The organism is Arthrobacter sp. UYEF21 (genome assembly GCF_040546085.1).
GTDB lineage: Bacteria > Actinomycetota > Actinomycetes > Actinomycetales > Micrococcaceae > Arthrobacter.
The window spans coordinates 64,380-91,152 of record NZ_JBEPNF010000009.1; the positions used below are offsets into that span (position 1 = coordinate 64,380).

Here is a 26,773-nt window from a genome sequence, read left to right on the forward strand (position 1 = left end):
CGCTGCGCGCTACAGGTTCTTCAGTTCACTGCCGGGAGTAGCGATGTCGGCTGTTGCGTCCGTCTCGGCAACTTGTTTCGCCACCCGTTTGTCCTTGCGCTTGTCGTTGAAGATACACAGTCCAATGGCGGCGAAAAACAGGATCAGCAGGGGTGCAGCCAGCAGGAACATGGACAGCGCGTCGGTCCCTGGTGCGGCCAGGGCGGCGAGGACGAATACCAGGAAGACGATGATCCGCCAGGCTTTGAAGATGGTCCGGCCCCGCACAATCCCGGCCAGGTTGATACCCACCAGGATCACGGGCACCAGGAAGGAAATACCCAGGGTCAGCAGCATCTGCGTTGCGAACGTGAGGTAGTCGGTAGCCGAGATGTTGTTGGCGCCGGTCTGGGGCGTGAACTGGAGCAGTGCCCTGACTACCGTAGGGAAAACCAGCCAGGCCACAAAAACGCCGGCCAGGAACAGGGGTACGGCGGCAGTCATAAAGCCGAGCGTGTAGCCCCGTTCCTTCCGGGTCAGCCCGGGGGTAATAAAAGCCCAAACCTGGTAGATCCACACCGGGCTGGAAATCACCAGCCCGATCTGGATGGCAATCTGGATCTTGAAAGCAAACGGATCCGCGATGGTCGCAAAGTTCAGGACAGCCGTCCGGCCGGTTTCATGGGCAATGGATATCAGCGGGGCCGAGAGGCTTCCGACGACGGGGTCGTAAAGGAACCAGCCTGCCACGGCGGCAAGCAGCACAGCAATTGCCGATTTGATCAGCCGGTTCTTGAGCTCCTTGAGATGGTCCCAAAGAGCCATCCGCCCCTCCGGGTTGGATTTACGGCCCCGCGTCAGTGCCACTGTAGGTTATGCGCGGTTAGACGGCGGAACGTCAGTGCCGTCCGTCGGCTCGCCGGGCTTGGGGTGCGGGTGATTGACGATCTTGCCTTCCACCGGCCCCGAGGCGTCGTCGGTGGATTCAGTCTTGCCGTCGTTCTTCATCTCCTTGACCTCGGATTTGATGATCCGCATGGACTGGCCCAGGCTGCGGGCCATGGCAGGGAGCTTGGGCGCAGCAAAAAGAAGCAGCGCAACGACGATGATTATGACAATTGGCCAGGGGCCATCAAAGAGTCTTCCCACGGGAATTCCTTTCCTCTTACAACATCCTACGTCTAACTGAGATCCAGATCGCGAAGCGACTGGGGCTGGCCCCGATGGTGCTTGCGCTGTACCCGCCTCTGGCGGCGGTCCTCCCGGCGGGATGACTTGGATGCGTCGTAATCATGTCGCATCTGTGCAGGCGAGGCAAAAATGGCGCCGCCCGGTTGGACCGGCGCGGCACTTTGTGGCTCGCCGGCCACGACCGGTGCCAGGTGACCGAATTTCGAACCGGCGTCGCCAAGATCCTTCAGTACCGCCCTGATCTGGCGGTACAAACGGATGCCCAGGAGGACATAAAGGAGCAGGGACAACGCAACGAGCGCTATCCAGATCAGGATCCATGACCACCAAGGCATGCTGACGAGTCTAGACGATATGAGGGAGTGGGGGGGGCTGGCCGTGGGCGGCCCTTGGTCCTCTTGGAGTCCATTCTCGCCCCGGCGGATCCGGACCGCGACTGGGCGCAGGTGGGCACAAGGCAGCGCGTGGAGTGAACTCGCGTCGCGACTATGAGTAACCGGAAACGGCCACGCTCGACCCGAGAGAAGCAATCCGCACCAGCCGAACCCCTCGTCCTGCGGTAACCAAACCCGTGCATATTAGTCTGACAAAACCACGTCGCCAACGACACGCTGACCACCCCCACCAGACGCCCCGGACCAAACAAGATGCGAACCACGGACCAACCTGCCCACGGCACTTATCAGAAAAGCGGCCCCCGGCTTTCAAGCCCGCGACCGCTTCCCACTCTCCTCTTGACAGAATCCACTACATGTTAGTCGCCGTAGCGGACCAGGGCCGCCTCGATCCAGGCCCGCGACGCGGCCGCAAGGTCCACGGGGTGCAGGATCCGTGCCGACCCGCCATGCTGTGCCACGAACATGGGCAGCCAGGTTGTGCTGCCAAACCGGATCTCGGCCACGAGTCCGCCGTCCGGCAGGGTTGCCACCCGTTCGGCATAGTAGTCGTCGGCCAGTCCCGCGCCCTTCCTGGTGAGCTGCACCAGGACGGTGGTGTCGTCGTCGTTGGGCGTGAACAGTTTGGCCGGGAACCCTTCTTCCGGCCGGACCTGCGTGGACGCCGGGTTTCCGTTCGGCGCAATCCCCTGGACCCTGTCCAGCCTGAAATTCCGCAGTCCCCGGGCGGAGTGGCAGTAGGCCTCGAAGTACCAGGTGTTGTCCAGCGAGTACAGACGGAGCGGGTCCACGTTCCGTTCGGAGACCTGGTCCCGCTGAGCGGATAAATACACCAGCCGCAGCTGTGAGCGGTCCCGGATGGCATCCCGGACCACGTGAAGGACGGCCGAATCCGCGGGTCCGACTTCCGGGCCGGCCAGCGAACCTGCCCGGAGACCCTCTTCACCGGCCGCCGCCATTAGTTTAAGGGTCACCGATTCCAGGGCGCCGCCCTCGGCGAGTTCCGGAAGCCCGTTCAGCGTCTCCAGACCGGTCAAGAGTGCGCAGGCCTCATCCACGGTGAACCGGACCGGCCTGGTGAGGTCCAAATCCTGGGTGATGTAGACATGGCCTTCCTCCCAGTGGATATCCAGCAGGTCGTCAGGATAGCCCCCGGGCAGGCCGGAACAGATGAGGATCCGGAGGTCACTCTCCAGCTCGGCGGGTGTGATCCCGAACCGTGCTGCGACGTCGTGGATGTGCAGGCCCTGGTTGTGGACCAGGAAAGGCACCAGCTGCAACATGCGCTTGAGCTGGTCCTCCGAAGTACGCTTGCGGACGGACGGGCCGCGCGGGGAGTCCGCAAACCGGTAGCCAGGAACCGGAACCGCGCAGAACGTGGCGGCGCTCTGCAGCCGGTGACGCACTGCCGCCACCAGTTCCTGGGGCTCACGGGCCACGGCGTCCGGTCCGTAGGAGGCGAGCTCCTCGGCCAGCACCTCGGTGTCCCGGAACTCCACGTGCAGCCGTTCGTCGGCGCCGTCGGGCATTTCCGCACTGAGGTTGGGCACCAGCGCGGCGCGCCGGCGCAGACCAAGGAGGCGCCCCCTCCGGACGTCCACGACGGCGGTCCGGAGCGGAAGTTCGGGGAGCCCGTCCAACTCTTCGCGGATGTTGAAATCCGCCGGCGGCGAGTACGATTCCTTGCCCAGCACGGTGACGCCGCCGGTGAACCGGGAAAGCCGGAAATGGCGTGGCGCCAGTCGTGAACGGTCGTAGCCGGTCAGGTACCACTGGCCAAACCGGCTTCCGAGGCCCCACGGTTCTACCGTCCGCTGCTCTTCCTTTCCCGTGGTGCCGGCGAGGTACCGGAAACTGACCGGGTGCCGGGCATGCATGGCCGCAACAACGTCGTCGAACGCCTGGCCGGCCGGTCTAATCCGCGGCTGCACGCCGAGCGGAAGTTCGACGTCGGACAGCGTTCCGGAGGCCTGGAGCTTTCGCAGGGCGTTGGCGGCGGCAGCCCCCAACGCGGCGCGCTCCCATAGCTGGGAAGCCAGGAGAAGGACTGTCCACTCCCCCGGGCTGAGCCGGACATCGGGCAGGCGGTTCGATTCCTTGCCGATGCGGTAGCGCGTGGTCGCCGGGTCATCTTCGCTCCAGCCGTGGTCCGTCACCGTTTCCACGTCGAAGCCGAACTGTCGGAGGTCGTTCTTGTCCCGCTCAAACATCCGGCCGAACGCGACGTCGTTGCCGGAGGTGTCGTGGTAGACCTTCGCCCGCAGCTCTGAGCGGCGCAGGCCATATTTGGTGTTCAGAAGGGCGATCAGGAGGTTCAAGAGGCGCTCAGTACGGGTGACGGACACTCTGGCTACGTTACTAAATTCCTTCGCGGAAAGCCGAAAGCGCGGCAGCAACCGGGAAACAGCTCCTGATTGTTACCGCGCTTTCCGGTCCCAGTGTTTTCCGGTCAGCGGACGCCGACGAGGTCCACCACAAAGATCAGTGCTTCGTTGGGGCCGATTGCCCCACCGGCACCGCGGGAGCCGTACGCCAGCTCAGAGGGAATCTCCAGGCGGCGGCGGCCGCCCACCTTCATGCCCAGCAGGCCCTGGTCCCAGCCCTGGATGACCTGGCCCACGCCGACACGGAAGTCCAGCGGCGCGCCGCGGCCCCAGGAAGCATCGAATTCTTCGCCGGTGGACCAGGCCACGCCGACGTAGTGTGTCGACACAGTGTCGCCCTTCTTTGCCTCGGTGCCGTCGCCCTCAATGAGGTCAGTGATGACCAGCTCGGTGGGGACATCGCCTTGCGGGAAGTCAATCTCCGGCTTCTGGCGGTCGAAATCGCGTTGACCAAATGACATGTTTCTCCTTCGTATGGTGGGTGGGTGATGTGTTGAAAGCTATTTGACGCCCAGGATGTCCACAACGAAGACAAGGTCACCCTTGGCTTCGCCCTGGCCGGCATCACCGTATGCGAGGTCCTTGGGAACGACAAGGAGGACGCGGGAGCCCACCGTTTTGCCTGCGAGTCCCTGGGTCCAGCCCTTAATGACGCCGGTCAATGGGAAGCTGGCGGGCTTGCCGCGGTCAAAGCTTGAATCGAACTTGGTGCCGCCCACGAGGTTGACGCCCACATAGTTGACGGTGAGCGTGTCAGTGGCCTTCACTTCCGCGCCCTTTCCCTTGATGAGGTCCTGCGCCACCAAGGCGGTTGGTGCCGCGGCACCCTCGACGTAGATCTCGGGGATGCCCTGGTCATTTTCCTTGACCGTCGGTAGTCCGGCGGGCGGGGTGACAGTTTCGCCCTCAGGCTTTTCGAGCGCCTGCGCCACGTCTTTCGCAGAAATCAGCTTGATCACCAGAAGCTGGGTTGGCTGGGCTGTGGCGCCCGCAGCGGCAGCCTTCCCGGGTACGGCAAGGGCCAGGGTTGAACCGAGTTTCGCCCCCACAAAAGCGTTGTAGATGACCGGGCTTCCGGTCTTGAGGTCCTCGCTGAGCTCGAGCGGCTCAGGTTCTCCCGGGAAGGTATCTTCCAGCGTGGAACCGTCGGTTCCGTTGACTGCGAGAATCGAAATGTTGGCGATCTGGTTTGCTTTTACCGGGGCGCCGTCACCTTCAGCGAGCACCTTGATGGTGGGTGCTGTGACCTCCAGCGGCTTGGTGAACTCAACACCCGGAGCTTTTTTGTCCCCATTTTCCGTCAGTTTCAGGGAGTCGAACTTGGCAGTGTCACCGGCCGACTGGCTGGTGGGTTCCGGTGCCGCGGGCGAACCGCCACAAGCGGTAAGCAGCAGCAGACCGGGGATAAGGATTGCTAGGAGTCGGCGCACGTAAGAGAACTTTCGTCGGGGCAAGGTGGACGCGATACCGGAACAGGTGCCCGGCACCGCTGCAGGGCCAAAGAATGGCCCTGCCAAGGATAGCCCCTGAACCTGAACGTCACCCCATAGAGTTCAAGAGGGCATCCACCCGGTCATCGATGCTGCGGAACGGATCCTTGCACAGGATGGTCTGGTGGGCGCGGTCGTTGAGCTTCAGGTGTACCCAGTCCACGGTGTAGTCCCTGCCCAGTTCCTGTGCCCGCCGGACAAAGTCGCCCCTGAGCTTCGCGCGGGTGGTCTGCGGCGGTGCATCCACGGCGTCCTTGATCACGGTGTCGTCAACCACGCGACGCACCGCGCCCCTGGCCTGCAGCAGGTAATAGAGGCCGCGGGTCCGTGAAATATCGTGGTAGGTCAGGTCAAGCTGGGCGATCCGGGGTGCATCCAGGCCAAGGCCGTGCCGCTCCCGGTAGTTGTCCATCAGCTTCTTCTTGATGGCCCAGTCAATTTCTGTGTCGATGGTGCTGGTATTACCGCTTCCGATTGCATCCAGCGTCCGCTCCCAGAGGTCCAGGATCAGCGGAACGTGGGGGTTGTGGGCGCCGTGCTCCTGCACAAAAGCTTTGACCTTGGTCAGGTATTCCTGCTGGATCTCCAACGCAGTGAGCTGGCGGCCGTTGGCGAGCCGGACCAGCGCACGGCCGCTGAGGTCGTGGGAGATCTCCCGGATGCTGCGGATGGGATTCTCCATCCGCATGTCCCGCATGATCACCCCGGCCTCAATCATGCGGAGAATGAGGTCCACTGAGCCCACCTTGAGCAGGGCCGTGGTTTCGGACATATTGGAGTCGCCCACAATGACGTGGAGCCGACGGAAGAATTCGGCGTCGGCGTGCGGTTCATCCCGGGTGTTGATAATGGGACGCGACCGGGTGGTGGCCGATGATACGCCTTCCCAGATGTGGTCTGCCCGCTGCGAAAATGCATATGTTGCCCCGTGCGGAGTCTTCAGGATCTTGCCCGCGCCGGCGATCAGCTGGCGCGTGACCAGGAACGGGATCAGAATCTCTGCGAGCCGGGAGAATTCGCCCCGGCGCGGGATGAGGTAGTTCTCGTGGCTGCCATAGGAGTTCCCGGCGGAATCGGTGTTGTTCTTGAACAGGTAGACGGTTCCGTTGAACCCCTCGGCGGCAAGCCGTGCCTGCGCCTCATCCACGAGGTCGTCGAGGATCAACTCGCCGGCGCGGTCGTGGGCGACCAGCTGGGCGAGGTCATCACATTCCGCGGTGGCGTACTCGGGGTGCGAGCCGACGTCGAGATACAGCCGTGAACCGTTAGTCAGGAACACGTTGGAGGACCGGCCCCAGCTGACCACTTTGCGGAACAGGTACCTCGCCACCTCCTCAGGCGCCAGCGGCCGCGAATCGGGGCTCGAATACGAGATTCCGAATTCGGTCTCAATACCGAAGATCCTCTTGTCCATCTCAGTCCTCCTCCGCAAGCAGCGCCGTGATGTCGGCGTCGTTCAATCGCCGGAAGGCCCGGCGGAAGCCCCTGGCGGTCTCCGACTGCCTGTCCAGGACGGCAACCTCAACGGCTTTGGCCGGAAGGGTCGCGCCCTCTTCGCCCTGCTCCGTTCCGCCCGCCAGGCTGCTGATGGCCAGCCGGACGGCTGCGGGAAACCGCAGCGAAGAACGCCAGCCCTCGGCGATGACGGATGAGACGCGCTCCGCCTGGCCACCCATCACGATGAAGCCGTGCTCGTCGGCGATCGACCCATCAAAAGTCAGCCGGTACAGGTGGTCCTGCTCCGGCGTCGGGCCTACCTCGGCGACCGCAAGTTCCACTTCAAATGGCTTCTGCTCGGCAGTGAAGACCGCGCCGAGGCTTTGCGCGTAGACGCTTGCCAGGCCCCGCGCGGTGACGTCCTCACGGTCGTAGGAGTAGCCCCGCACGTCCGCGTATCGGACCCCGGCCTGGCGCAGGCTCTCAAATTCGTTGTACTTGCCGACGGCGGCGAAGGCGATCTTGTCGTAGATCTCACCGACCTTATGCAGCGAAGGTGACGGATTTTCAGCGACGAGGGTGATTCCGTCCTGGCAGCTGATGACAACCACGGACCTGCCGCGGGCGATGCCCTTCCGTGCGAAGTCCGCACGGTCCTTCATCAGTTGTTCAGGCGAGACATAGAACTGCTGCGTCATGTCAGGCCTCCCGCCGCTCAGCAGACCGGGCCGCAATGATGCTTCCCGCCACAGCCGCCAGTTCCGGTTCCGGGATGCGCCTGGCGCCGTCCCGGTTCACCGTGTACACGACGGGCCAGAGCTGGCGGACCGGATCCGGACCGCCTGTTGCGGAGTCGTCGTCGGCGGCGTCATAGAGCGATTCGACGGCAACGGAGACCGCTTCGGCTTCCGTCAGGTTGGGCCGCCAGAGTTTTTTGAGCGCGCCACGGGCGAAAACAGAGCCAGAGCCGACGGTGTGGTGCTCGCGTTCCTCGTACCGGCCTCCTGTGACGTCGTAGGAGAAGAGGCGGCCCACTCCGGCAGTAGTGTCGAAACCGGCAAAGAGGGGCACTACTGCCAGGCCCTGCAGGGCCATGGGAAGATTGCCGCGGATCATGGCGCCCAGTCGGTTGGCCTTGCCGTCCAAGCTCAGGAGTGTGCCTTCGATCTTTTCGTAGTGCTCCAGTTCCACCTGAAAGAGCCGCGTCAGGTCGATGGCAATCCCGGCAGTGCCAGCGATTCCCAGCACCGAGTACCTGTCTGCCGGGAAGACCTTTTCGATATGCCTGCTCGCAATCATGTTGCCCATGGTGGCTCGCCGGTCACCGGCCATCAGCACACCTCCGCCGTAGCTCATCGCCACGATGGTGGTGGCATGCGGCACCTGCAGCGGAGTGGCTCCGGCTGTGGCCCCAGGCAGCGCGCGGTTGTACGGAAGCAGGTCCGGACGGTCCCGCTGCAGATGCTCGGTAAATGACGACGTCGCGTTGCCGGCTACCTGGTTGGCGGTTGATTCCTGCACTGGTGCACTCCTTGAACGTGGTCCTTCTACGGAACAGCTTCCGGCCGGCGCGGCGTCCGCCACTATCCGGCTGCGGCTACTGGCCGCCCTTTTGGACGAAGGCGCGGACGAACTCCTCAGCGTTGGACTCCAGGACGCCGTCAATTTCGTCCAGGAGGTCATCGACGCCCTGGGTGGCGGCCGATGCCTGGGCTTCGGGGGCGGCCGGGGGCGCCTCCGGGATGTCCTCTTCGACCTGGCTGTCGCGCGATTGTGGCTGCTGCTGTTCCTGGCCTGCCATGGTGATCTCTCCTTCGGGAAGCATCGGATCCGGGCGGATCTGCTGATACGCCCATATTGCCACGCTGAACGCCTGCTGGCGCGGTTTACGCCGGAGGCGGAGGGGTGTTGTGCCCAAGGAGTTCGGCGAGGAACGGTCCGGCCGTGCGGTGGCGGGCGAATAGCCCTCCCGTGAGGGCCCTGGTGCCGCGAAGGGGCTCCCTGGTGGGCACGCGCTGCAGCCGGCCGTATCCCGGGACATCGAAGATGACCGAGTCCCAGCTGGCCCCGACCACGTCTTTGCCGAAGCTGCTGATGCAGTGTCCGCGGAAGAACGCACGCGTGTCCGGCGGCGGTTCGGTCACCGCTGCGGCGATCGCCGAGTCCTCGACAATCCGATCCATGCGGTTCCTGGCAAGGAACCGGTAGTACAGCCCCTTTTCCGGCCTGATGTCGGCCCACTGCAGGTCCACAAGGCCCAGCCTTGCGTCATTCCAGGCGAGGTTGTCCCGGCTGCGATAGCCCTCCAAAAGGGAGAGTTTCGCCAGCCACTCCACGGAGGTGGCCGCGCTACTCCTGTCCGAATGGAGCTGGGTCAGGGTAGCGGCCCAGCGTTCCAGTACTTCGTGCGTATGGCCGTCCCCGTCCACAGCATCGGCAACCCCGGTGTCCTGCGCCAGCTTGGCCGCCGCCTCGTGGTACATCCACTGCAGATCCAGGGCCGTAACGCGGCGGCCGTCCAAAAGCCTGAGCCTGGCCGTCAGCGACGTGTCGTGGCTGACCGCCTGCAAGGCCGAAACGGGCTCGTGGACCTCCACTTTGGGCGCCAGGCCGGCCTCGATAAGGCTCAGGACCAGCGCAGTGGTGCCGAACTTAAGGTAGTTCGAGGACTGGCTGAGGTTGGCGTCCCCGATGATGACATGCAGGCGCCGGTATTTGTCGGCCGTGGCATGGGGCTCGTCCCGGGTATTGATGATCGGCCGGCGGATGGTGGTTTCCAAGCCCACTTCGGCTTCGAAGAAGTCGGCCCGCTGGCTGATCTGGTACCCCGGGGTGGAACTGTCCTGCCCTCTGCTCACCCGCCCTGCGCCGCACATAATCTGGCGTGTGACGAAGAAGGGCGTCAGTCCCCGCACAATGTCCCCGAAAGGCACTGAGCGCGGCATCAGGTAGTTCTCGTGGGAGCCATACGAGACGGACTTGTTGTCCGTATTGTTTTTATAGAGGTTGACCGGCGGCAGCTCTGGATCCGCAGCCAGGCGCCGCACCGCTGCCAGCGCAACGAGATCTCCAGCAGCATCCCAGATCACGGCATCACGGGGATTGGTCACCTCGGCGCTGGAGTATTCCGGGTGGGCGTGGTCCACGTAGAGGCGGGCACCGTTTCCCAGCACCATGTTCATCAGCAGGCTGCCGGCCCCGTCCTCGCCGTCCAGTTCCAGCTCCTCGCGGCCGTAGGCCAGCGCCACCGCTTCGGCGTCGAGTACCGGCGGTTGGTCGGTGAGCTGGCTGGGGTGGGCCGAAGCGCGTTCCAGGGTCCAGCCACGGGCGTCGTGTAGGGGCTCCTCATCCGTGTAGTCCCACCGGGTCTCTGCCCCGCCGGCCGCCCGTTGCCGTGTCACGTGGGCGTACGCCTGGACAACGCGGGCGGACATCATGGTGGCATTTGCCCCCGGTGCGGACGGCGCATGGATGCCGTACTCCGTTTCCGCCCCCATCACGCGCATGGCCCCGCCAGCAGGGAGCGAGTCCCCGGCGGCGCGTTCCGGGGCTGCCGTCATAGGTACTGTCCCGTGTTGGGCATCGTTTCGATGGACTTGCCGGGCTCCTGGCCGGCTTTGCCCTGCACAATGGTGCGGATGTAGGTGATCCGCTCGCCCTTCTTGCCGGAGATGCGTGCCCAGTCGTCCGGATTCGTGGTGTTCGGCATGTCCTCGTGCTCGCGGAATTCGTCCACCACAGCACGAAGCAGGTGCTCAATCCGGAGGCCCTTCTGGTGCAGGGTCAGGAGGTCTTTGATGGCGTACTTCTTGGCCCGGTCCACAACGTTCTGAACCACTGCGCCGGAGTTGAAGTCCTTGAAGTAGAGCATCTCGGTATCACCGTTGGCGTAGGTGACCTCCAGGTATTCGTTGGACTTCTCCGTGGAGTACATGGCTTCGACCGTGCGCTGGACCATGGCGTCCACGGTCGCCTGGACGTCGCCGCTGTGTTCCGCGAGATCGGACTCGTGGAACGGCAGGTCCGTGGTGATGTACTTGTTGAAAATGTCGGCCGCGGCCTCGGCATCCGGACGCTGGATCTTCACCTTTACGTCAAGCCGGCCAGGGCGGAGGATGGCGGGGTCAATCATGTCCTCACGGTTGGAGGCACCAATGACAATGACGTTGTCCAGCCGCTCCACGCCGTCGATCTCGCTCAGGAGCTGGGGCACAATGGTGGTCTCGACGTCGGAGGAGATCCCGGTGCCGCGGGTGCGGAACAGCGAATCCATCTCGTCAAAGAAAACCACTACCGGACTGCCGTCCGAAGCCTTCTCCCGGGCCCGCGAAAAGATCAGGCGGATGTGGCGCTCCGTCTCCCCCACGTACTTGTCCAGGAGTTCCGGGCCCTTGATGTTGAGGAAGTAACTTTTCAGGTCCGTATTGCCGGACCGCTCAGCCGCCCGCGCGGCCAGCGAGTTGGCAACAGCCTTGGCGATCAGGGTTTTGCCGCAGCCCGGCGGGCCGTAAAGCAGAATGCCCTTCGGGGCCTTCAACCCGTGTTCGCGGTACAGGTCCGGGTGGAGGAACGGCAGTTCAACGGCATCCCGGATCTGCTCGATCTGCGGGCCGAGGCCGCCGATGTCCTCGTATGTGATGTCAGGGACTTCTTCGAGGACGAGGTTCTCCACTTCGGAGCGGGGAACCTTCTCGAGGGCGTACCCGGTGCGCGAATCGATGGACAGGGCGTCCCCTACCCGGAGCTTTTCGGTAAGCAGGGCGCCGGAGAGCCGGATGACCCGCTCCTCATCCGCCCGGCCCACTACCAGCGCGCGGTCCGTTCCCAGCATTTCCTTGAGCGTTGCGAGCTCGCCGGCGCGCTCGTAACCGAGACCGGCAACGATCAGCAGTGCCTCGTTGAGCAGGACCTCCTGGCCGGCAGCCAGCTGGTTGATGTTGACCAGGGGGCTGATCCCCACCCGCATCTTCCGGCCGGCATTGAAAATATCGGCTGATTCCTCGGTGGCGGCCTGCCCGCTGCCAGCTGATGGCATACGCCGGGGATTGAGCTGCAGGATGGTACCGAAGCTGTACGGGGGCTGGCCTTCCTGGTCCAGGGCGTTTTTCAGGCGCAGGATTTCGACTTTCGCCGCTTCCAGCGTGCTGACCAGCTTCGCGTTATTCTGCGTAGCGGCGGCAAGCTGGCGGTCGATGTGCCTGAGTTTGTCCCGGAGGACGTTGACCTGCCGGTCTGCGACAGACAGTTCGTTGGCGGCAGCCTGCTCCGCCGGTGTACGTCCGGAGTCCTGATTCGGCGTCTCCATGATGCATCAGCCCTTCCTGCTCTTCTGCTTAAGACCTTAGCCCCAAGTTGGCAGGTACTGCTGGCGACTCCCGAAATGTGGACTAGTTCGTGATCTCCGGTGCGTCCTTGACGTTGGTCCCGGCGATGGCATCGCGGGCGGCCCTGCGGAGCTTCTTGTCGGAGACCAGCCGCTCGCCAACTGCGCCCGGCGTCCAGGCGTTGACATCTTCTTCATTGAAATCTGTCTTTGAGGGACGCCGCTTGACCGAAATTCCTGTGACGCCGTCGGCCAGCCGGCGGCTCACCAGGAGGAAGCCGGTGTGGGCCACCATGCGGTGGTCCGGGCGGACTGCCAGGCCCTCCAGGTGCCAGCCGCGGACCATGGACTCCCAGGCGTCGGGTTCGGTGAAGCGGCCGTCTGCCCGGATGGCCTCCGCGGTCCGGGAAAGCTGCGTAACGGTGGCGACGTAATTGATCCAGACACCACCGGGGGCAAGCACGGTGGCTACGGCGTCCAGGCACTCCCAGGGAGCCAGCATGTCCAGGACCACGCGGTCAACGGAGCCGGGAGCCTCGCTGCGGACCACTTCCTCCTGGAAGTCGCCCAACGAAATTTTCCAGGCGGGGTGGGGGCCACCAAAGATGGTCTCCACATTCCCACGGGCGATGTCCGCAAATTCTTCACGGCGTTCGAAGGAGTGCAGGTAGCCGTTGTCTCCCACTGCCCGGAGCAATGAGATGGACAAGGCACCGGAACCCACACCGGCTTCAACCACCCTGGCGCCCGGGAAGATGTCGGCCATGGTGACGATCTGGCCGGCGTCCTTGGGGTAGACCACTGCGGCGCCGCGGGGCATGGAAAGGACAAAGTCCGAGAGGAGCGGGCGCAGCGTCTGATACTGCTGGCCGACGTTGTTCACCACAACAGAGCCGTCCGCTTTGCCGATGATCCCATCATGGTTCAGGAAGCCGCGGTGGGTGTGGAAGGCGCCGCCGATTTCAAGCGTGACGGTGTTCATGCGGCCGCGTTCATCAGTCAGCTGGACCCGCTCCCCTTCGCGGAAAGGTCCGCGGCGGCGGGCAGCCCCCACCGGCTGGACACCGTTGGCGGCAACACCGGCTGTGGACGGTGCTGCGGTTGCGGCGGCAGATTCGCTGCTCATGAAAAGTTCCTCGTTCCTGTAAGACATGGGGCCACGCATCAATAGTCCGCCGGGTGCGTACAGGCACGGGCAACCATGCGGCGGCAGTGCACGGCCGGCACGTAACTCTACCGGCTTTGACCCTGCGGGTGCTTATTCGGCCGGACTGCCTTACCGGTGATGGCGGTCACTACCGCGTTTTGCGACAGGAGGCCGGTGACGGTGCCGTTGTGGTCCACCACGGCATACTCATGGCCTTCCAGCTGCGAAAGATACTGGATCAGTTCCTGTCCCTGCGACCATTCAGGTACGTAGGCGCCAGCCGCCAAAGCGTAGGACACCGCCGTCGCGGAGGTGGAATCCGCTGCAGACTCGGGAACTGCGGCGAGTGCGCGCCTGTCCACGACACCCTGCGGGCGTCCCTCCGGCCCGCACACCACGACTGCTGGCGATCCCTCCGATGCCAGGCGGCGGATGTCGGCAACGGTGGCGGTCGCGGGAAGTCCGACGGCGGGGGCCGCGAGGGCCGTTGCGCTCACCAGGTGCAGCCGGCCGCGCATGGTTCCCTGCTGGATGGCGGCGCTTGCCCCCATCCAGAGGAACCCGCCGACGAGGACGGTGATCATCAGGAGGCTGAAATCCGGAGTCACGCCGGCCAGCAGCGGCATCGCTATGAACCAGAGGCCGAGGGCCACCACGATGACGCGGCCGGCCCAGCCGGCCGCTACCGTGCCCTTGGCCTGGCTGCCGGTGGCCTTCCAGACGGCCGATTCAACAATGCGTCCGCCGTCCAGCGGAAGTCCGGGCAGGACGTTGAAGATGCCAATGACGAAGTTTGCCCACATAAAGATGTTGCTCAGGGTGTCCGCCACAACACCCATGCTGGCGCCGGACAGGACCAGCCAGGCGCCGCCGGCAAGGACCAGGTTCGCGGCCGGACCTGCCAGCGCCACGACCACGGACCGTGCCGGGGTGGCGGTGAAATTCTCAAACTGGGTGTGGCCGCCCCAGAGATTCAGCACGATCTTCTGGGTGGGCCAGCCGTAGACCTTGGCAGTGAGGGCGTGAGCCAACTCGTGGACCAGGACCGAAATGAGCAGCAGCAACGCGTAGGCGAACGCCACGTAGTAGGCGGTAATGCCGAATCCGGGATTGCGTTCCAACAGCACCGGTCCGTAGACGATGACGGTAAAGGTGGCAATCACAAACCAGGAGTACGCCAGGATGATGGGGATTCCGGCGATCCGGCCGAGCCGGATTCCTTCCCGGCGAGCCGGAGCGGGCGTTTCACTCAAGACGGGCTCCCGGACGTAGGCGCCAGCAACCCCGCCGAAATTGCCAGGCTTTCGGCCGCGATTGCTTCCAGCTCAGAAACCGTGCGGCCTGCAAGAGAGTCCCAAGTGGTGTGCCTGGGGTCTGCCGGCAGCGGGACGATGTGGGGAATTGCCACTGTGGCCACCCCGGATGCCAGCGCCGCAGCCACGCCCGGCGCCGAATCTTCCAGGGCGACACAGTGGTCGATGGTCAGTCCGGGATCTGCGTCCTGAAGCAGTTCCACCGCTTTGAGGTAGGCCTCCGGGTGGGGCTTGCCCCGGGCCACGGTATCACCGGTGACCATGAATTCGAAGTAGGGCTTGGGCAGGCTCGCCACGATTTCGCGGGCCAGCGGCCCCTCTGACATGGTGACCAGCGCACACCGCACGCCGGCGCTGTGCAGGTCATCGAGCAGTTCCCTGGCTCCGGGACGCCACGGGACGGAGCGCTGGACGCTCTGGATTACTTCCGCGGTCAGGGTGTCGATAATTTGCCTGGTCTCCAGCCGGACGCCGGCGTCCTGCAGGATTGCGGCTGAAAACGTCAGGGCCTGCCCTACGAGTTGGGTGGCCTGTTCGTGTGACCAGGTACCGCCATGGGCTTCCACCAGGGCGCGCTCTGCGGCAATCCAATACGGTTCCGTATCCACGATGGTGCCGTCCATATCCCAAAGAACAGCACGGAGCGGGGAAACAGGGGGTGAGGATCGCATGCGTTCAGTCTACGGTGCCAGCCTTAACGCCAGCCGTGGGGTACGCCCTTGGCGAATATCGCGGTGGGTGCGGCGTGCCGGGGGGCGACGCAGGCACACTTTTTGGCCGTGCATGGAATGCATCGTCCCGGTTCTTGGACGTAGGGTGAAGAAATGAATAGCTTCGACGGAGACACCACGGAACCTGGTGCCGCGCCTGAACAGGAGCAGTTCCTGCTGCCAGTGGCCGATGGGGAGCGCATCACTGTGATGCTGGCGGCATTTGAAGGCTGGAACGATGCCGGCGAAGCAGCCAGTGACTCGCTGCGCTATCTCAATAGGGTGTGGGGCGGCAAAAAAGTCGGGTCCATCGACGCCGACGAATACTACGATTTCCAGTTCACCCGCCCCACCGTCCGCCGGACCGCGTCCGGGGAACGCAAGATCAAGTGGCCCGCCACCCGGATCTACAAGGCAAGTGCGCCGGATTCGAATGTGGATGTCATCTTCGTCCAAGGTACGGAGCCGTCTTACAAATGGCGGGCCTACACCGCGGAACTGCTGGTCCATGCGGAAGCGCTGAAGGTGGATTATGTGGTTCTTGTGGGGGCGCTGCTGGCCGATGTGCCGCACAGCAGGCCGATTCCGGTGAGCACGTCCTCGGATGACGCCCCGCTTCGGGAACGACTCAATCTGGAACCGTCCCAGTACGAAGGTCCCGTGGGCATTGTTGGTGTGCTGTCCGAAGTAGCCCTGCTGGCCGGAATTCCCACGGTCTCGCTGTGGGCGGCGGTCCCCCACTACGTTGCCCAGTCCCCGTCACCCAAGGCCCAACTGGCCCTTCTGCACCGGGTGGAAGAGCTGCTCCAGCTACCGTTGGATACCCACGAGCTGGCGGAGGAGTCAGCTGCGTGGGAGCGCGGCGTGGACGAGTTGGCCACCGAAGATCCGGAAATCGCAGCGTATGTCCGCCAGCTTGAGGAAGCGAAGGACACCGCCGACCTCCCGGAAGCCAGCGGAGAGTCCATCGCGCGTGAGTTTGAGCGCTACCTGAAGCGGCGGGGCCGCGACAAACCCTGAGCCCTGTGCCGGCGTCCGCCCGCAGTTACATGGCGGGCGGACGGTCACTTCGCTAAAGTACGACGCCGAGCAGCGCCTCGACGGCTTCCCTCACCAGGGCTTCATCCCGTGGGCTGCCCGCTTCCGCGGCTGCGATCGACGTAGCGGCCCAGCGGTCGACAGCTTCCAGCGCTCCCGGCGCATTCAGGTCGGCGGCAAGCGCCGACCGCATTTCCCCGATCACGGCTGCCGCGGATCCGGCCGGCGCGACGGAGAGGGCGCGGCGCCAGGCCGCGAGCCTGTCCTTCGCGTCCGCGAAGCCCGCCGGCGTCCATGACCAGTCTGAACGGTAGTGGTGGGCCAGGATTGCCAGCCGGATGGCGGCTGGCTCCTCGCCGGCTGCCCGCAGCTTTGACACCAGGACCAGGTTGCCCTTGGATTTGCTCATTTTTTCACCGTCCAGGCCCACCATTCCGGCGTGGGCGTAGTGGTGTGCCAGCGGAACACCGGCCAGCGAATAGGCGTGGCCTGCCCCCATTTCGTGGTGGGGGAAGATGAGGTCTGAGCCGCCGCCCTGGACGGTGAAGGGTGCGGGAAGATACTGCTGGGCGATGACCGTGCACTCGATGTGCCACCCCGGCCTGCCCTGGCCCAGCTCGCCGCCGGGCCAGCTGGGTTCGCCGTCCCGGGCCACCCGCCAGAGGAGGGGATCCAGCGCCTGCCGTTTGCCGGCCCTGCCTGGGTCGCCGCCGCGTTCGGCAAAAAGTTCAAGCATCTCGGCTTCACCGAGGTGTGAGATCGAGCCCAGGGTCCAGGCATCAGGTGCGACGGTTTGCTTGCCGGCGGCTTCGACGTCGTAGTAGACATCGCCGTCGGGTTCTCCCGCCGCACCCGGCACACGGTAGGCCAGGCCCATTCGCACCAGGCGCTCAATGGCGGGAACAATCAGGTCCACCGATTCAACAGCGCCGATGTAGCGGTCCGGGGCCACGACGTTCAGGGCTTCCATGTCCGTCTGGAATAGTTCGATCTGGCTCGCTGCCAGGTCCTGCCAGTCCACACCGGTGGCTGTGGCGCGCTCCAGCAGGGGATCATCCACATCGGTCACGTTCTGGACGTAGGAGACCTTGTCGCCGGCGTCCCGCCAGGCCCTGTTCAAGAGGTCAAACGCCACGTAGCTGGCGGCGTGGCCCATGTGGGTGGCGTCATATGGAGTGATGCCGCAGACATACAGTGACTGCTCACCACCGGAAGGCAGGCCTACTTCGCGCCCCTGGGCGGTGTCGAAGAGACGGATGGCGGGCATGGCGCCGGGCACAACAGGTACAGGGCGGGAGGTCCAGGATTTCACAGCCCTAGCCTACTTCTAGGCGCTGATGACATTGAAACCGAGCAGGAGGTATAAGGCCAAGCCCAGGAGGATCCGGTACCAGACAAAGACCCGGTAGCTCCGCGTGGAGACGAATTTAAGGAACCACCCAATGATCATGTAGCCAACCGCAAAGGCGATGACTGTGGCCAGCGCAGTCTCCGGGAGTCCGTACGGGCCCGTGATGCCGTCCTTGCTGACCACTTTGTACAGCTGGTACAGCCCGCTGCCGAACACCGCCGGGATGGCCAGGAGGAACGAGTAGCGGGCGGCGGCTTCGCGTGTGTAGCCCATCAGGAGGCCTGCGGTGATGGTGCCGCCGGATCGGGAGACGCCGGGGATGAGAGCCAGGGCCTGGGCGAATCCGTACAGGATGCCGTGTTTGTACGTGAGCTGGGAAAGATCCCTTTCCTGCTTTCCGATAGCGTCCGCCACAGCCAGGATCAAGCCGAAAACGATCAGCATGGTAGCGACGATCCACAGGCTGCGGAGTACCGACTCAATCTGGTCCTGGAAGAGCAGGCCCAGCACGATGATCGGCAGGCTGCCGAGAATCACCAGCCAGCCCATGCGCGCATCGGGATCGTTCCGGGCAACCTTGCCCCCCAGCGAGCCCGCCCACGCTTTGATGATCCGGACAATGTCGCGCCAGAAGTACACCACCACTGCAGTTTCGGTACCGAGCTGGGTGATCGCCGTAAACGCCGCCCCTGGATCAGACGCGTTGGGTAGGAACTGTCCCACAATCCGCAGATGCGCGCTTGATGAAATCGGTAGAAATTCGGTCAGACCCTGTATCAGGCCCAGCAGGGCCGCTTCAAACCAGTTCACGCTAAGACACTACGTCATGCACCCTGTTGATTCCCCGTAAGCTTGCAGCTATGCAGCAGCGTTACGTCGGCAACAGTGGATTGCGAGTCTCCGCCCTCTCCCTCGGCACCATGTCCTGGGCCGGCGAAACCGATGAACAGGACGCCTCGGAGATGTTGCGCACATTCGTCGACGGCGGCGGAAAACTCATCGACACGGCTGCCTCCTACTCGGAAGGGCGTGCGGAGGCGATGATCGGGTCCCTGTTGGGTGACGTGGTCTCCCGCACCGAAGTCTGCATTTCCACTAAAGCGGGGACGTCGGCGTCGGACGGCCGGCGGACGGTGGACACGTCGCGAAACGCGATGCTGAGCAGCCTGGACGCCAGCCTGGCGAGGCTTGGAACTGATTATGTGGACGTCTGGTTTGCCCAGGCATGGGACGGCAACGTCCCCCTGGATGAAACGCTGTCTGCCCTCGAATTCGCGCTCCGCAGCGGCCGCGCCCGTTATGCGGGCATTGCTAATTTCAATGGCTGGCAGAGCGCAAAGGCCGCAGCAGTGGCCGGCTTTCAGCTCGTCGCTGCCCAGGCCGAGTACTCATTGCTCCAGCGGACACCTGAGGCGGAACTGATCCCGGCCGTTGAAGACGCCGGCCTGGGGCTGATGGCATGGGCACCCCTGGGCCGGGGCGTGCTGACAGGCAAATACCGCAGCAGTATCCCCGCTGATTCCCGCGCGGCGCGTCCTGGTTCCGCACCTTATGTGGAGCCGTATTTGGAGCAGCAGCCCTCGAGTGTTGTGGAAGCTGTGGCGATGGCAGCCAAGGGCCTGGGCCGGACGCCACTTGATGTGTCGCTGAGCTGGCTGCTGGCGCAGCATGGGGTGGCCACCGCCGTCGTCGGACCCCGCACGCCGCTCCAGGCAAAAGAGATCCTCGCTGCCCAGTTGACCCGCCTTCCCCCGGAGATTGCGCGGGCGCTCGAGGATGTGTCCCAGCCCGCCTAAGGCTGTGGAACGTGCTGGTGTCCGGTCGCGTCAGTCCTCGAGGATTTCGATGTCCTCGTCTTCGGTGATAGTGGCGTCATCGTCCTCGTCCTCTTCGTCGTCAAAGACCTGAAGGGGCGTGACCTCGCTGTAAGCCTCGTAGAGCGCGTCTTCATAAACCTCGAACGCATCTGAAACGGCAAAAAAAGCGGCTTCGACGGCGGGATCCCCATCGTCGCGCCGGTTGGATGCTGCTATAAGGTGTTCTTCCAAGGCGGTTGTCAAGGACTGAAGCGCGACACGCGGATCGATGCTCATGACTTCACGTTAGCCGGAAAAGGACGAAAATGGAGAGCAATGAAGGAACATTTTCTCACCAGCTCGGTCCAGCGCGAACGGGACTTTCTTAAGCAGTACGAGTACCTCGTACTGACGGTCAGCCCCGACGATTCACTGCCTGATGCCAGGCGCCGGCTCGTGGAGCATTCCGAGTACGGCAAGTGGGAGCTGGAGCGCAGCGTGCTGTATCTGGGCGGCGCCAGGCGCTTCTGGCTCCGCCGCCGGGTCATGCAGGTCCAGCGGACCGTATAAGGGTGCGTAGACCAGCGGACCGGCTAGGCCTCCAGCGGCCCCAGCCAGGCGTTCGCCACCGTGTTGTGCGCCGATTCATCATCTGACGGGTGGAACATGCCGGCCAGGACGTCCCGGTACAGGCGCTCGAGTTCAGAGCCTCGGAAGTAGCTTGAACCACCGCTGACCCTGATGGCCAGGTCCACTACGCGGCGTGAGGTCTCCGTGGCATTCACCTTCAGTCCGACCAGCTTGGGGAACCACTGGGACCCGTGGTCGGTGAGGGCATCGACGTCGTGGGTAACGGCCAGCAGCTGGGGGTAGAGGCTGTCCATGGCCATCGCGGCCTCGGCGACTTTCCAGCGGATGTCCGGATCCTGTGCGTAGCTTCTGCCGCCGTTCTTGAAGGAGGTCCGCCGTTTCACCGCCTCCACTCCAAGGGTGAGGGCACGCTCGCCGATTCCGGTGTATACGGCAGCGAGCAAGGACTCAAAGCAGGCGAAGATAGCGAAGATCAGCGGATCGGCGTTGGGCCCCACCGGCAGCTTTCGGAAAATCCGGTCCGGCCCTGCCTCGACGCCGTCAAGGACCGTGGTGTTGGACTGGCTGGCCCGCATGCCCAGGGTGTCCCAGTCGTCCAGGATGGTGTAACCCGCAGCGTCCCGCTGGATAAATCCGTGCACCAACTCGCCGTCGCCTGCCCGGGCGTGGGCGTCCTTGCCGAATATCCCCAGCCTGGTCCATGCCGGCGAAAGGCTGGTGAAGATCTTGGTACCGGTGAAGCTGTAACCGCCGCTTGGCAGCGGGACGGCCGCCGTCTTCGAATCAAAAAGGACCGAATCGTTTCCGGCTTCGGAATTGCCGAACGAGAAGATCTCGCCGCGGGCTGCTTCCTGCAGGACGAAGTCCAGTGATTCATCGCCCCGGGCGGCCAGGACCTGTGCGACGCCGGTCCAGACCAGGTGCATATTGACGGCCAGGGCGGTGGCGGGAGCAGCCGTTGCCAGCCTCCGCTGGCACTGAGCTGCCGCCTCGAGCCCAAGCCCCAGGCCGCCGTCGGACGTTGGAACAAAAAGCCTGAGGTAGCCCGCGGCGGTCAACTCTTCAAGGTCCTCAGCGAAAAACGAATTGTCCCGGTCGTAACGGGCAGCGCGGCTGCGGATGCCCTCGAGCAGCGGGTCAGGAAGGAGTTCTTCGGGTGTCATGTCCTGCACGGCTCAGTAGTTGGTGAGGAGAGTGTTGAGGACCCGGGCGCCGAACTTCAGGGAGTCCACGGGGACTCTTTCATCCACGCCGTGGAACATTCCGGTGAAATCAAGGTCCGCAGGCAACTGGAGGGGTGCGAAGCCGTAGCCGGTGATGCCCAGCCTGCTCAGGGATTTGTTGTCCGTGCCCCCGGAAAGAGTGTACGGCAGGACCTTCGCACCGGGATCCTCGGAATGCAGAGCATCGATCATGGAGTCCACCAGGTTCCCAGCGAACGGCACTTCCAGCGAAACGTCGTTGTGGACATAGCTCACATCAACGCCTGCACCCGCGAGTTCCCGCACGATTTCCAGGACGTGATCCTGCTGGCCGGGAAGAGTGCGGCAGTCCACCAGCGCCTCAGCCGATTCGGGGATGACGTTGTGCTTGTAGCCGCCTTTCAGCAGCGTGGGGTTAGTGGTGTTCTGCAGGGTAGCCCCAACAAAGCGGGCTACCGTGCCGAGCTGGTCAAGGAGGCGGTCCGGGTTGTCCGGATCGAATTCGACGCCGGTGAGTTCGGTCACGCCGTCCAGGAACTGCCGCGTTGTAGGAGTGAGCTCAATGGGCCACTTGTATTCACCGATCCGGGTCACCGCCGCCGCCAGGCGCGTCACCGCGTTGTCCGTGTTGATCTGGGAGCCGTGTCCTGCCCGGCCGTGGGCCACCAGACGAAGCCAGGAGATGCCCTTTTCCGCGGTCTGCAGGAGGTACGTGCGCTGGCCGCCGATGGTTGCCGAGAACCCGCCCACTTCTGAGATGGCTTCGGTGGCGCCCTCGAAAAGCTCCGGCCGCTTGTCAACGGCGTAACGGGCGCCGTACTCACCGCCGGCCTCCTCGTCGGCAAAAAAGGCGAACACGATATCGCGCTTGGGTTTCCGTCCCGACCTCGCCAAATCCCGCATGACGGAAAGGATCATGGCATCCATGTCCTTCATGTCCACTGCCCCGCGGCCCCAGATGAGTCCATCCTTCACTTCGGCACCGAAGGGATCCACGGACCATTGGTCACGCAGCGCCGGAACGACGTCCAGATGACCATGCACCACCAACGCGCTGGCAGAAGGGTCCTGGCCTGTCATGCGGGTAACGACGCTGGCCCGGCCGGGAGCAGATTCGAAGATCTCCGCAGCGAGGCCAACCTCCTCGATCAGCCCCGCCGTGTACTCAGCTGCTGCCCGCTCGCCCGGCCCGGAACCGTCACCGTAGTTCGAGGTGTCTATCCGGATAAGGTTCTGGCAGATCCGGACAACTTCGTCCTCGGCACGGATGTCAGACATGGAAACTCCTTGGGCAGGGGGCTGGCGGGAAAACCAGGGCGGTTTCGTGTGCCTTCAGCCTACCCATCCGCCCCGATTCGATGTTTACGGAAACTTCGTGTTAGAGTCTTTCTCGCTGCTTCGGACAAACGCGAAACGCTGAAAGGCGGAACCGTTGACCGAATTACCACCTGCGCGGGTGGCGGAATGGCAGACGCGCTAGCTTGAGGTGCTAGTCCTCGAAAGGGGGTGGGGGTTCAAGTCCCCCTCCGCGCACACATGGGAAAACCCCCGGAATCCTTGGATTTCGGGGGTTTTTTCTATATCTGCCCGCGGCGCCACAGACAAATTTTTGCCAGCCTATTGGGGAATAGCAGCCGGATGCTGTACGTTGCATACGCGACAGACGAACCAAAGAAAAGAGATACACCTAAGTGGCAACCGATTACGATGAACTTCGCTCCGACGTCAAGGAGTCGCAGGACAACTCACTCGAGGCACTGCAGTCCGCCAATGCACCGGACGCCCGCAGCGTCGTCCTCGAGCTCGATGAAGCCGATGGACTGGATGGCGCCGGCGTCCCCGGCGGCGAGTTCGTTGCCGAGGAACTGGTCGTTCAGGTTATCCCCCAGGCCGAGGACGAGTTTACGTGCTACTCCTGTTTCCTGGTCCGGCACCGCTCGCAGATTGCACGCCAGAAAGACGGCCACAGCTACTGCACGGACTGCGAAGGCTGATTCCAAGCACCGCAGAATTATCTGTTCCGGTTTCTTTACCCGCCGGCAGGAGATCAAGGCACGCCCACACACAGTAGGCGTGCCTTTCCTGTTTCGCGATGTTGAGCCAGTGAATGTTGAGTTAGGCAGGGTTGAGTCCTGCGGGGTTGGGCTTCGGATTCACGCCAGCCGGCTGCGCACGATCTCGCTGACCGCCTTGCCGTCGAAGCGCCCGGCAATCCGCGCCGTGACAGGTTTCATGACGGCACCCAACTGACGAAGGCCTGGTTCCACGCCTTCGGACCGCAGCCCGGCAATAGTTTCGTCAACGATCGCCTCGACTTCCGCAGCCGTGAGCGCACGGGGCAGGTACGCCTCAATGACTTCCGCCTCGGCGATCTCGGCGGCAGCCCGCTGAGCTTCGCCGGCGTCCGTGTAGATCTTTGCCGTCTCGCGCCGCTTGGCTGCCTCCTTCTGCAACAGCGAGGTCACCTGGGCATCATCGAGCTCAATAGGCGTTTTCCCCGACTTTTCCCGGGTTTCGATTTCGCCCAGGACATTGCGCACCGTTATCAGGGCGGTCTTATTCCGCTCCTTCATATGTGCCACAACGTCAGCGTGCAGACGTTCCTTCAAACTGCTCACAGTGTTCCTCGATTCGTTCAGCGCCGGCGGGAGGCAGGACAATGATGAACCGTCCCTCTAGTACCGTAGAGGCCTATGGCTGACAATAACTACTCCCTGTCCGGCGGGGAATGAATTTGCTTTCCGAGCAACTGTGGCAGCGGGCCATGGACGCCTTCAGCATGGCAGCCGTCCCCCACGTGACGCTTGTCGAACTGGCGGTGGTCTTCTTGATGGCAACCGCACTGTCCATCCCCCGGGCCACGTGGCAGTACTTTGGGCTCCTCGCCACCGCAACCCATGAACTCGGCCACGCCTTTGCCGCACTCATGAGCGGCCAACGCCTCAGCGGAATCACGCTCCGGCTGGACCATTCCGGCACCACCACCAGTTACAGCCGGGGACGGCTCGCTGCCGTGTGGTCGGGATTCTGGGGTTATCCGGTTCCAGCCCTGACGGGAGCCGCCCTGGTCACCGCCGGGTTTGGTGGCTGGGGTCCGGCAGCCCTTGCTACCGGCACGCTCATCCTCATAGCTTCGCTGCTCTTTATGCGGAACTTCGCCGGTGTCCTTATCACCGGCGGTGCGATCACCGGCGGCGTATTGCTCGTCCTTTTTGTCCCCAGCGGCCTCACCGGCCACGTGGCGATCAGCCTGGGTGTGGCCCTGTTGGTCGCAGCAGTCAGGGACCTTGCCAAACTCACCAACGTCCACCTGCGGCGCCGGGACCGGCTGGCCAGTTCCGATGCCTACATTCTGTACCGCTCAACGTCAGTTCCGTCGGGCATCTGGATTGCGCTGTTTCTCGCCATTGTTGCCGGCTGCTGGCTGGTCGCGTGGCAACCCATCTCTTCAATCCTCGACGCAGTCGCCTAGGCTTGTCCGCATGAGCCAGGAATCAGCGGGCCGTCGGCCTGCCATCAACACACCGAGCATCAACAGCCCGGATCGCTCCGACCACAGCAACGCCCACAGCACCAAGGGCGCCTATGTGACAGGCGGCGCTGAGTTCATCCGGGACACCAACTACATCGAGGACCGGATCACCCGGGACGGCCGCCCGGGCGACAACGGCGAGCCGGGGTGGCCCGTGGAGGCCGGCCGCTACCGGCTAATCGCGGCGCGGGCCTGCCCTTGGGCAAACCGGACCGTGATTGTTCGCAGGCTCCTGGGGCTCGAGGACGCGATCTCCCTCGGCCAGCCGGGGCCCACTCACGATGTCCGGTCGTGGACTTTTGACCTGGATGAGGGCGGCGTTGATCCGGTCCTGGGCATTGAGCGGCTCCAGAGCGCCTACTTCCGGCGGTTCCCGGATTATCCCCGCGGCATCACAGTACCGGCCATCGTGGAGGTGGCCAGCGGCGCGGTAGTGACCAACAACTTCCCCCAGATCACGCTGGACTTTGGCACGGAATGGGCTCAGTTCCACCGGCCGGGGGCCCCGGATCTGTATCCGGAACACCTCCGAACGGAAATTGACGCCGTCAACAAGCGCGTCTTCACCGAGGTCAACAACGGCGTCTACCGCTGCGGGTTTGCAGGCTCCCAGGCCGCGTACAACACCGCTTACACGCGGCTGTGGACGGCCTTGGACTGGCTCGAGGAACGCCTCACCGGCCAGCGGTACCTCGTAGGTGAGACCATTACCGAGGCCGATGTCCGGCTGTTCACCACCCTCGCCCGCTTCGACGCCGTCTATCACGCCCATTTCAAATGCAACCGGCAGAAACTCAGCGAGATGCCCGCTCTCTGGGGCTACGCACGGGACCTTTTCCAAACTCCAGGATTTGGCGACACTATCGATTTTGTCCAAATCAAGCAGCACTATTACATCGTCCATGAGGACATCAACCCCACCCGGATTGTACCGCAGGGTCCGGACCTGTCCGGGTGGCTGGAGCCCCACGGGAGGGAATCGCTTGGTGGCAGGCCGTTTGGTGATGGCACACCCCCGGGACCTGTGCGGGCCGGCGAAGAAGTCACTCCGGGCCACGGCGCAATGGCCGCATCGGAAAGCGCTTTTTGACAGGCTATGAGTCAGTCCTGGATCTGTTCGAAGACTTCCTGGCAGACGATCCGGCGTACAGCGCGCAGGTGGCAGCCTACCGGCACGGTGTGAAAGTAGTGGACCTGCACGGCGGCTCCCACATGACGGCCGAATCCATCACGGGCGCGTACTCGGTATCCAAGGGGGCCCGCGGCCCTGGTCATCGCCCTGCTCGTCCAGGAGGGCCTGCTGGACCTTGACCGGACGGGGGCGCACTATTGGCCCAAATTCGCTGTCCACGGCTAGGACCGGCTCCTCGTCCGCGAAGCGTTGTCCCACCAGGGCGGCCCGATAGGTATTGAGGGCAGATTCGCCTACGACGAATTCACCACACCCGAAGCAGACACACGGTTGGCCAAGGCCCGGCCGTTGTGGCGTTCCGGCAGCTGCTTCGGGTACCACCCCTCACCATCAGAATTGTCATGGCGGAACTCTGCCGGCGGGTCACGGGAACCACCCTGCAGAGCCTCTTTGACCATCGTGTGCGCACGGCTTACGGTGACGACTTCTTCCTGGGCCTGCCGGCGGAGCAGTAGTCCCATTACCGGGACGTTCTGTCCAACGTCGACTCCGGGCAACCGTGGCTGGATCCGCTGAGGAGAGGGGCTCAACGCGAACGCCGCGGTGGGTTCCGTCATGGAACTGCCCAACCACCGGTCCGTGCGGGCTGCGGGCATGAGCGCCGGCGGTGGCCTCGGCCGCCTTGTCGTAGCGGACGGCGGCACCTAACGTAAGCGGATGGGTGATACTCACACGCAGCCGGAGCCCCCTCGCGCGAAGGCG

Annotated in this window: 28 protein-coding genes and 1 tRNA gene; 8 read left to right on the plus strand and 21 right to left on the minus strand. The window is 63.9% G+C overall.

Annotation, left to right across the window (positions count from 1 at the left end):
• Positions 1–9: 9 nt before the first annotated feature.
• From tatC to ABIB27_RS11110, 15 genes are all read right to left on the minus strand, one after another.
• On the minus strand, positions 10–804 hold the full coding sequence (gene tatC, locus ABIB27_RS11040; protein ID WP_354216302.1) for a twin-arginine translocase subunit TatC: 795 nt from the start codon (positions 802–804) through the stop codon (positions 10–12).
• Positions 805–852: 48 nt separating this feature from the next.
• Positions 853–1,128, minus strand: a complete 276-nt coding sequence (gene tatA, locus ABIB27_RS11045) for a Sec-independent protein translocase subunit TatA (protein WP_354216303.1) — start codon at positions 1,126–1,128, stop codon at positions 853–855.
• A gap of 32 nt (positions 1,129–1,160) precedes the next feature.
• Entirely contained in the window at positions 1,161–1,505 is a 345-nt protein-coding gene (locus ABIB27_RS11050) for a hypothetical protein (RefSeq protein WP_354216304.1), read from the minus strand.
• Between the two features lie 419 nt (positions 1,506–1,924).
• Positions 1,925–3,910, minus strand: coding sequence for a helix-turn-helix transcriptional regulator (locus tag ABIB27_RS11055; protein WP_354253885.1), 1,986 nt, complete (start codon positions 3,908–3,910; stop codon positions 1,925–1,927).
• A 104-nt stretch (positions 3,911–4,014) separates the two neighbouring features.
• Positions 4,015–4,410: an FKBP-type peptidyl-prolyl cis-trans isomerase gene (locus ABIB27_RS11060; protein ID WP_354216306.1), complete on the minus strand. Its 396-nt coding sequence runs from the start codon at positions 4,408–4,410 to the stop codon at positions 4,015–4,017.
• Positions 4,411–4,449: 39 nt separating this feature from the next.
• Positions 4,450–5,379, minus strand: coding sequence for an FKBP-type peptidyl-prolyl cis-trans isomerase (locus ABIB27_RS11065; protein WP_354216307.1), 930 nt, complete (start codon positions 5,377–5,379; stop codon positions 4,450–4,452).
• Positions 5,380–5,488: 109 nt separating this feature from the next.
• Positions 5,489–6,853 carry a Pup--protein ligase gene (pafA, locus tag ABIB27_RS11070; protein ID WP_354216308.1) on the minus strand — a complete coding sequence of 455 codons (1,365 nt, stop codon included), beginning with the start codon at positions 6,851–6,853 and terminating at the stop codon, positions 5,489–5,491.
• Between the two features lies 1 nt (position 6,854).
• Entirely contained in the window at positions 6,855–7,574 is a 720-nt protein-coding gene (gene prcA, locus ABIB27_RS11075) for a proteasome subunit alpha (RefSeq protein ID WP_354216309.1), read from the minus strand.
• A 1-nt stretch (position 7,575) separates the two neighbouring features.
• The gene (gene prcB / locus ABIB27_RS11080) at positions 7,576–8,397 is read right to left on the minus strand and encodes a proteasome subunit beta (protein ID WP_354216310.1); all 822 of its coding nucleotides are present in this window, start codon (positions 8,395–8,397) and stop codon (positions 7,576–7,578) included.
• A 76-nt stretch (positions 8,398–8,473) separates the two neighbouring features.
• Entirely contained in the window at positions 8,474–8,677 is a 204-nt protein-coding gene (locus ABIB27_RS11085; protein ID WP_354216371.1) for a ubiquitin-like protein Pup, read from the minus strand.
• Between the two features lie 85 nt (positions 8,678–8,762).
• Positions 8,763–10,436 carry a depupylase/deamidase Dop gene (gene dop, locus ABIB27_RS11090; protein WP_354216311.1) on the minus strand — a complete coding sequence of 558 codons (1,674 nt, stop codon included), beginning with the start codon at positions 10,434–10,436 and terminating at the stop codon, positions 8,763–8,765.
• Positions 10,433–12,181: a proteasome ATPase gene (arc, locus tag ABIB27_RS11095; protein WP_354216312.1), complete on the minus strand. Its 1,749-nt coding sequence runs from the start codon at positions 12,179–12,181 to the stop codon at positions 10,433–10,435. The genes dop and arc overlap by 4 nt, the downstream gene beginning before the upstream one ends.
• Positions 12,182–12,263: 82 nt before the next feature.
• Positions 12,264–13,325 carry a tRNA (adenine-N1)-methyltransferase gene (locus ABIB27_RS11100; RefSeq protein WP_354216313.1) on the minus strand — a complete coding sequence of 354 codons (1,062 nt, stop codon included), beginning with the start codon at positions 13,323–13,325 and terminating at the stop codon, positions 12,264–12,266.
• Positions 13,326–13,432: 107 nt separating this feature from the next.
• The gene (locus ABIB27_RS11105) at positions 13,433–14,599 is read right to left on the minus strand and encodes a site-2 protease family protein (protein ID WP_354216314.1); all 1,167 of its coding nucleotides are present in this window, start codon (positions 14,597–14,599) and stop codon (positions 13,433–13,435) included.
• The gene (locus tag ABIB27_RS11110; RefSeq protein ID WP_354216372.1) at positions 14,596–15,282 is read right to left on the minus strand and encodes an HAD family hydrolase; all 687 of its coding nucleotides are present in this window, start codon (positions 15,280–15,282) and stop codon (positions 14,596–14,598) included. The genes ABIB27_RS11105 and ABIB27_RS11110 overlap by 4 nt, the downstream gene beginning before the upstream one ends.
• 201 nt (positions 15,283–15,483) lie before the next feature.
• Between ABIB27_RS11110 and ABIB27_RS11115 the strand changes: the two genes are divergently transcribed.
• The gene (locus tag ABIB27_RS11115) at positions 15,484–16,389 is read left to right on the plus strand and encodes a PAC2 family protein (RefSeq protein WP_354216315.1); all 906 of its coding nucleotides are present in this window, start codon (positions 15,484–15,486) and stop codon (positions 16,387–16,389) included.
• Positions 16,390–16,441: 52 nt separating this feature from the next.
• On the opposite strand, the gene mshC is transcribed toward ABIB27_RS11115, so the two are convergent.
• Both mshC and ABIB27_RS11125 read right to left on the minus strand, forming a co-directional pair.
• Entirely contained in the window at positions 16,442–17,719 is a 1,278-nt protein-coding gene (mshC, locus tag ABIB27_RS11120) for a cysteine--1-D-myo-inosityl 2-amino-2-deoxy-alpha-D-glucopyranoside ligase (protein WP_354216316.1), read from the minus strand.
• A 15-nt stretch (positions 17,720–17,734) separates the two neighbouring features.
• Entirely contained in the window at positions 17,735–18,568 is an 834-nt protein-coding gene (locus ABIB27_RS11125) for an undecaprenyl-diphosphate phosphatase (protein ID WP_354216317.1), read from the minus strand.
• Positions 18,569–18,618: 50 nt separating this feature from the next.
• Between ABIB27_RS11125 and ABIB27_RS11130 the strand changes: the two genes are divergently transcribed.
• Positions 18,619–19,554: an aldo/keto reductase gene (locus tag ABIB27_RS11130; RefSeq protein WP_354216318.1), complete on the plus strand. Its 936-nt coding sequence runs from the start codon at positions 18,619–18,621 to the stop codon at positions 19,552–19,554.
• Positions 19,555–19,584: 30 nt separating this feature from the next.
• On the opposite strand, the gene ABIB27_RS11135 is transcribed toward ABIB27_RS11130, so the two are convergent.
• Positions 19,585–19,851 (minus strand): hypothetical protein, encoded by a 267-nt coding sequence (locus tag ABIB27_RS11135; RefSeq protein WP_354216319.1) that lies wholly within the window; start codon positions 19,849–19,851, stop codon positions 19,585–19,587.
• Positions 19,852–19,890: 39 nt separating this feature from the next.
• On the opposite strand from ABIB27_RS11135, the gene ABIB27_RS11140 reads away from it, so the two are divergent.
• Entirely contained in the window at positions 19,891–20,124 is a 234-nt protein-coding gene (locus ABIB27_RS11140; RefSeq protein WP_354216320.1) for a DUF5703 family protein, read from the plus strand.
• 23 nt (positions 20,125–20,147) lie between these two features.
• Here the strand turns inward: ABIB27_RS11140 and ABIB27_RS11145 are convergent, their stop codons facing one another.
• Both ABIB27_RS11145 and ABIB27_RS11150 read right to left on the minus strand, forming a co-directional pair.
• The gene (locus tag ABIB27_RS11145) at positions 20,148–21,308 is read right to left on the minus strand and encodes an acyl-CoA dehydrogenase family protein (RefSeq protein ID WP_354253887.1); all 1,161 of its coding nucleotides are present in this window, start codon (positions 21,306–21,308) and stop codon (positions 20,148–20,150) included.
• 12 nt (positions 21,309–21,320) lie between these two features.
• A complete protein-coding gene (locus tag ABIB27_RS11150) occupies positions 21,321–22,625 on the minus strand; it encodes a M20/M25/M40 family metallo-hydrolase (RefSeq protein WP_354216322.1) in 1,305 nt (434 codons plus the stop codon).
• A gap of 172 nt (positions 22,626–22,797) precedes the next feature.
• Between ABIB27_RS11150 and ABIB27_RS11155 the strand changes: the two genes are divergently transcribed.
• Both ABIB27_RS11155 and ABIB27_RS11160 read left to right on the plus strand, forming a co-directional pair.
• A tRNA-Leu gene (locus tag ABIB27_RS11155) sits at positions 22,798–22,880 on the plus strand.
• A gap of 158 nt (positions 22,881–23,038) precedes the next feature.
• Entirely contained in the window at positions 23,039–23,341 is a 303-nt protein-coding gene (locus ABIB27_RS11160) for a DUF4193 domain-containing protein (RefSeq protein WP_056339942.1), read from the plus strand.
• Between the two features lie 159 nt (positions 23,342–23,500).
• Here the strand turns inward: ABIB27_RS11160 and ABIB27_RS11165 are convergent, their stop codons facing one another.
• A complete protein-coding gene (locus tag ABIB27_RS11165) occupies positions 23,501–23,965 on the minus strand; it encodes a GatB/YqeY domain-containing protein (protein WP_354216323.1) in 465 nt (154 codons plus the stop codon).
• A gap of 110 nt (positions 23,966–24,075) precedes the next feature.
• On the opposite strand from ABIB27_RS11165, the gene ABIB27_RS11170 reads away from it, so the two are divergent.
• From ABIB27_RS11170 to ABIB27_RS11180, 3 genes are all read left to right on the plus strand, one after another.
• The gene (locus ABIB27_RS11170; RefSeq protein WP_354216324.1) at positions 24,076–24,819 is read left to right on the plus strand and encodes a M50 family metallopeptidase; all 744 of its coding nucleotides are present in this window, start codon (positions 24,076–24,078) and stop codon (positions 24,817–24,819) included.
• 10 nt (positions 24,820–24,829) lie between these two features.
• Positions 24,830–25,969, plus strand: a complete 1,140-nt coding sequence (locus tag ABIB27_RS11175; RefSeq protein ID WP_354216325.1) for a glutathione S-transferase family protein — start codon at positions 24,830–24,832, stop codon at positions 25,967–25,969.
• Positions 25,970–26,361: 392 nt separating this feature from the next.
• Positions 26,362–26,526 carry a hypothetical protein gene (locus tag ABIB27_RS11180; protein WP_354253886.1) on the plus strand — a complete coding sequence of 55 codons (165 nt, stop codon included), beginning with the start codon at positions 26,362–26,364 and terminating at the stop codon, positions 26,524–26,526.
• The last annotated feature ends 247 nt before the right edge of the window (positions 26,527–26,773 follow it).

Excerpts from the sequence above, each read along its gene's own strand:
- ABIB27_RS11100 (WP_354216313.1), bottom strand. The coding sequence starts at position 13,325 with ATGAGCAGCGAATCTGCCGCCGCAACCGCAGCACCGTCCACAGCCGGT.
- ABIB27_RS11150 (WP_354216322.1), bottom strand. The coding sequence starts at position 22,625 with ATGTCTGACATCCGTGCCGAGGACGAAGTTGTCCGGATCTGCCAGAAC.
- ABIB27_RS11060 (WP_354216306.1), bottom strand. The coding sequence starts at position 4,410 with ATGTCATTTGGTCAACGCGATTTCGACCGCCAGAAGCCGGAGATTGAC.
- arc (WP_354216312.1), bottom strand. The coding sequence starts at position 12,181 with ATGGAGACGCCGAATCAGGACTCCGGACGTACACCGGCGGAGCAGGCT.
- prcA (WP_354216309.1), bottom strand. The coding sequence starts at position 7,574 with ATGACGCAGCAGTTCTATGTCTCGCCTGAACAACTGATGAAGGACCGT.
- pafA (WP_354216308.1), bottom strand. The coding sequence starts at position 6,853 with ATGGACAAGAGGATCTTCGGTATTGAGACCGAATTCGGAATCTCGTAT.
- ABIB27_RS11050 (WP_354216304.1), bottom strand. The coding sequence starts at position 1,505 with ATGCCTTGGTGGTCATGGATCCTGATCTGGATAGCGCTCGTTGCGTTG.
- ABIB27_RS11145 (WP_354253887.1), bottom strand. The coding sequence starts at position 21,308 with ATGACACCCGAAGAACTCCTTCCTGACCCGCTGCTCGAGGGCATCCGC.
- ABIB27_RS11110 (WP_354216372.1), bottom strand. The coding sequence starts at position 15,282 with ATGGACGGCACCATCGTGGATACGGAACCGTATTGGATTGCCGCAGAG.
- ABIB27_RS11130 (WP_354216318.1), top strand. The coding sequence starts at position 18,619 with ATGCAGCAGCGTTACGTCGGCAACAGTGGATTGCGAGTCTCCGCCCTC.
- ABIB27_RS11170 (WP_354216324.1), top strand. The coding sequence starts at position 24,076 with ATGAATTTGCTTTCCGAGCAACTGTGGCAGCGGGCCATGGACGCCTTC.
- ABIB27_RS11140 (WP_354216320.1), top strand. The coding sequence starts at position 19,891 with ATGAAGGAACATTTTCTCACCAGCTCGGTCCAGCGCGAACGGGACTTT.
- ABIB27_RS11175 (WP_354216325.1), top strand. The coding sequence starts at position 24,830 with ATGAGCCAGGAATCAGCGGGCCGTCGGCCTGCCATCAACACACCGAGC.
- ABIB27_RS11115 (WP_354216315.1), top strand. The coding sequence starts at position 15,484 with ATGAATAGCTTCGACGGAGACACCACGGAACCTGGTGCCGCGCCTGAA.
- ABIB27_RS11085 (WP_354216371.1), bottom strand. The coding sequence starts at position 8,677 with ATGGCAGGCCAGGAACAGCAGCAGCCACAATCGCGCGACAGCCAGGTC.
- dop (WP_354216311.1), bottom strand. The coding sequence starts at position 10,436 with ATGACGGCAGCCCCGGAACGCGCCGCCGGGGACTCGCTCCCTGCTGGC.
- ABIB27_RS11135 (WP_354216319.1), bottom strand. The coding sequence starts at position 19,851 with ATGAGCATCGATCCGCGTGTCGCGCTTCAGTCCTTGACAACCGCCTTG.
- tatC (WP_354216302.1), bottom strand. The coding sequence starts at position 804 with ATGGCTCTTTGGGACCATCTCAAGGAGCTCAAGAACCGGCTGATCAAA.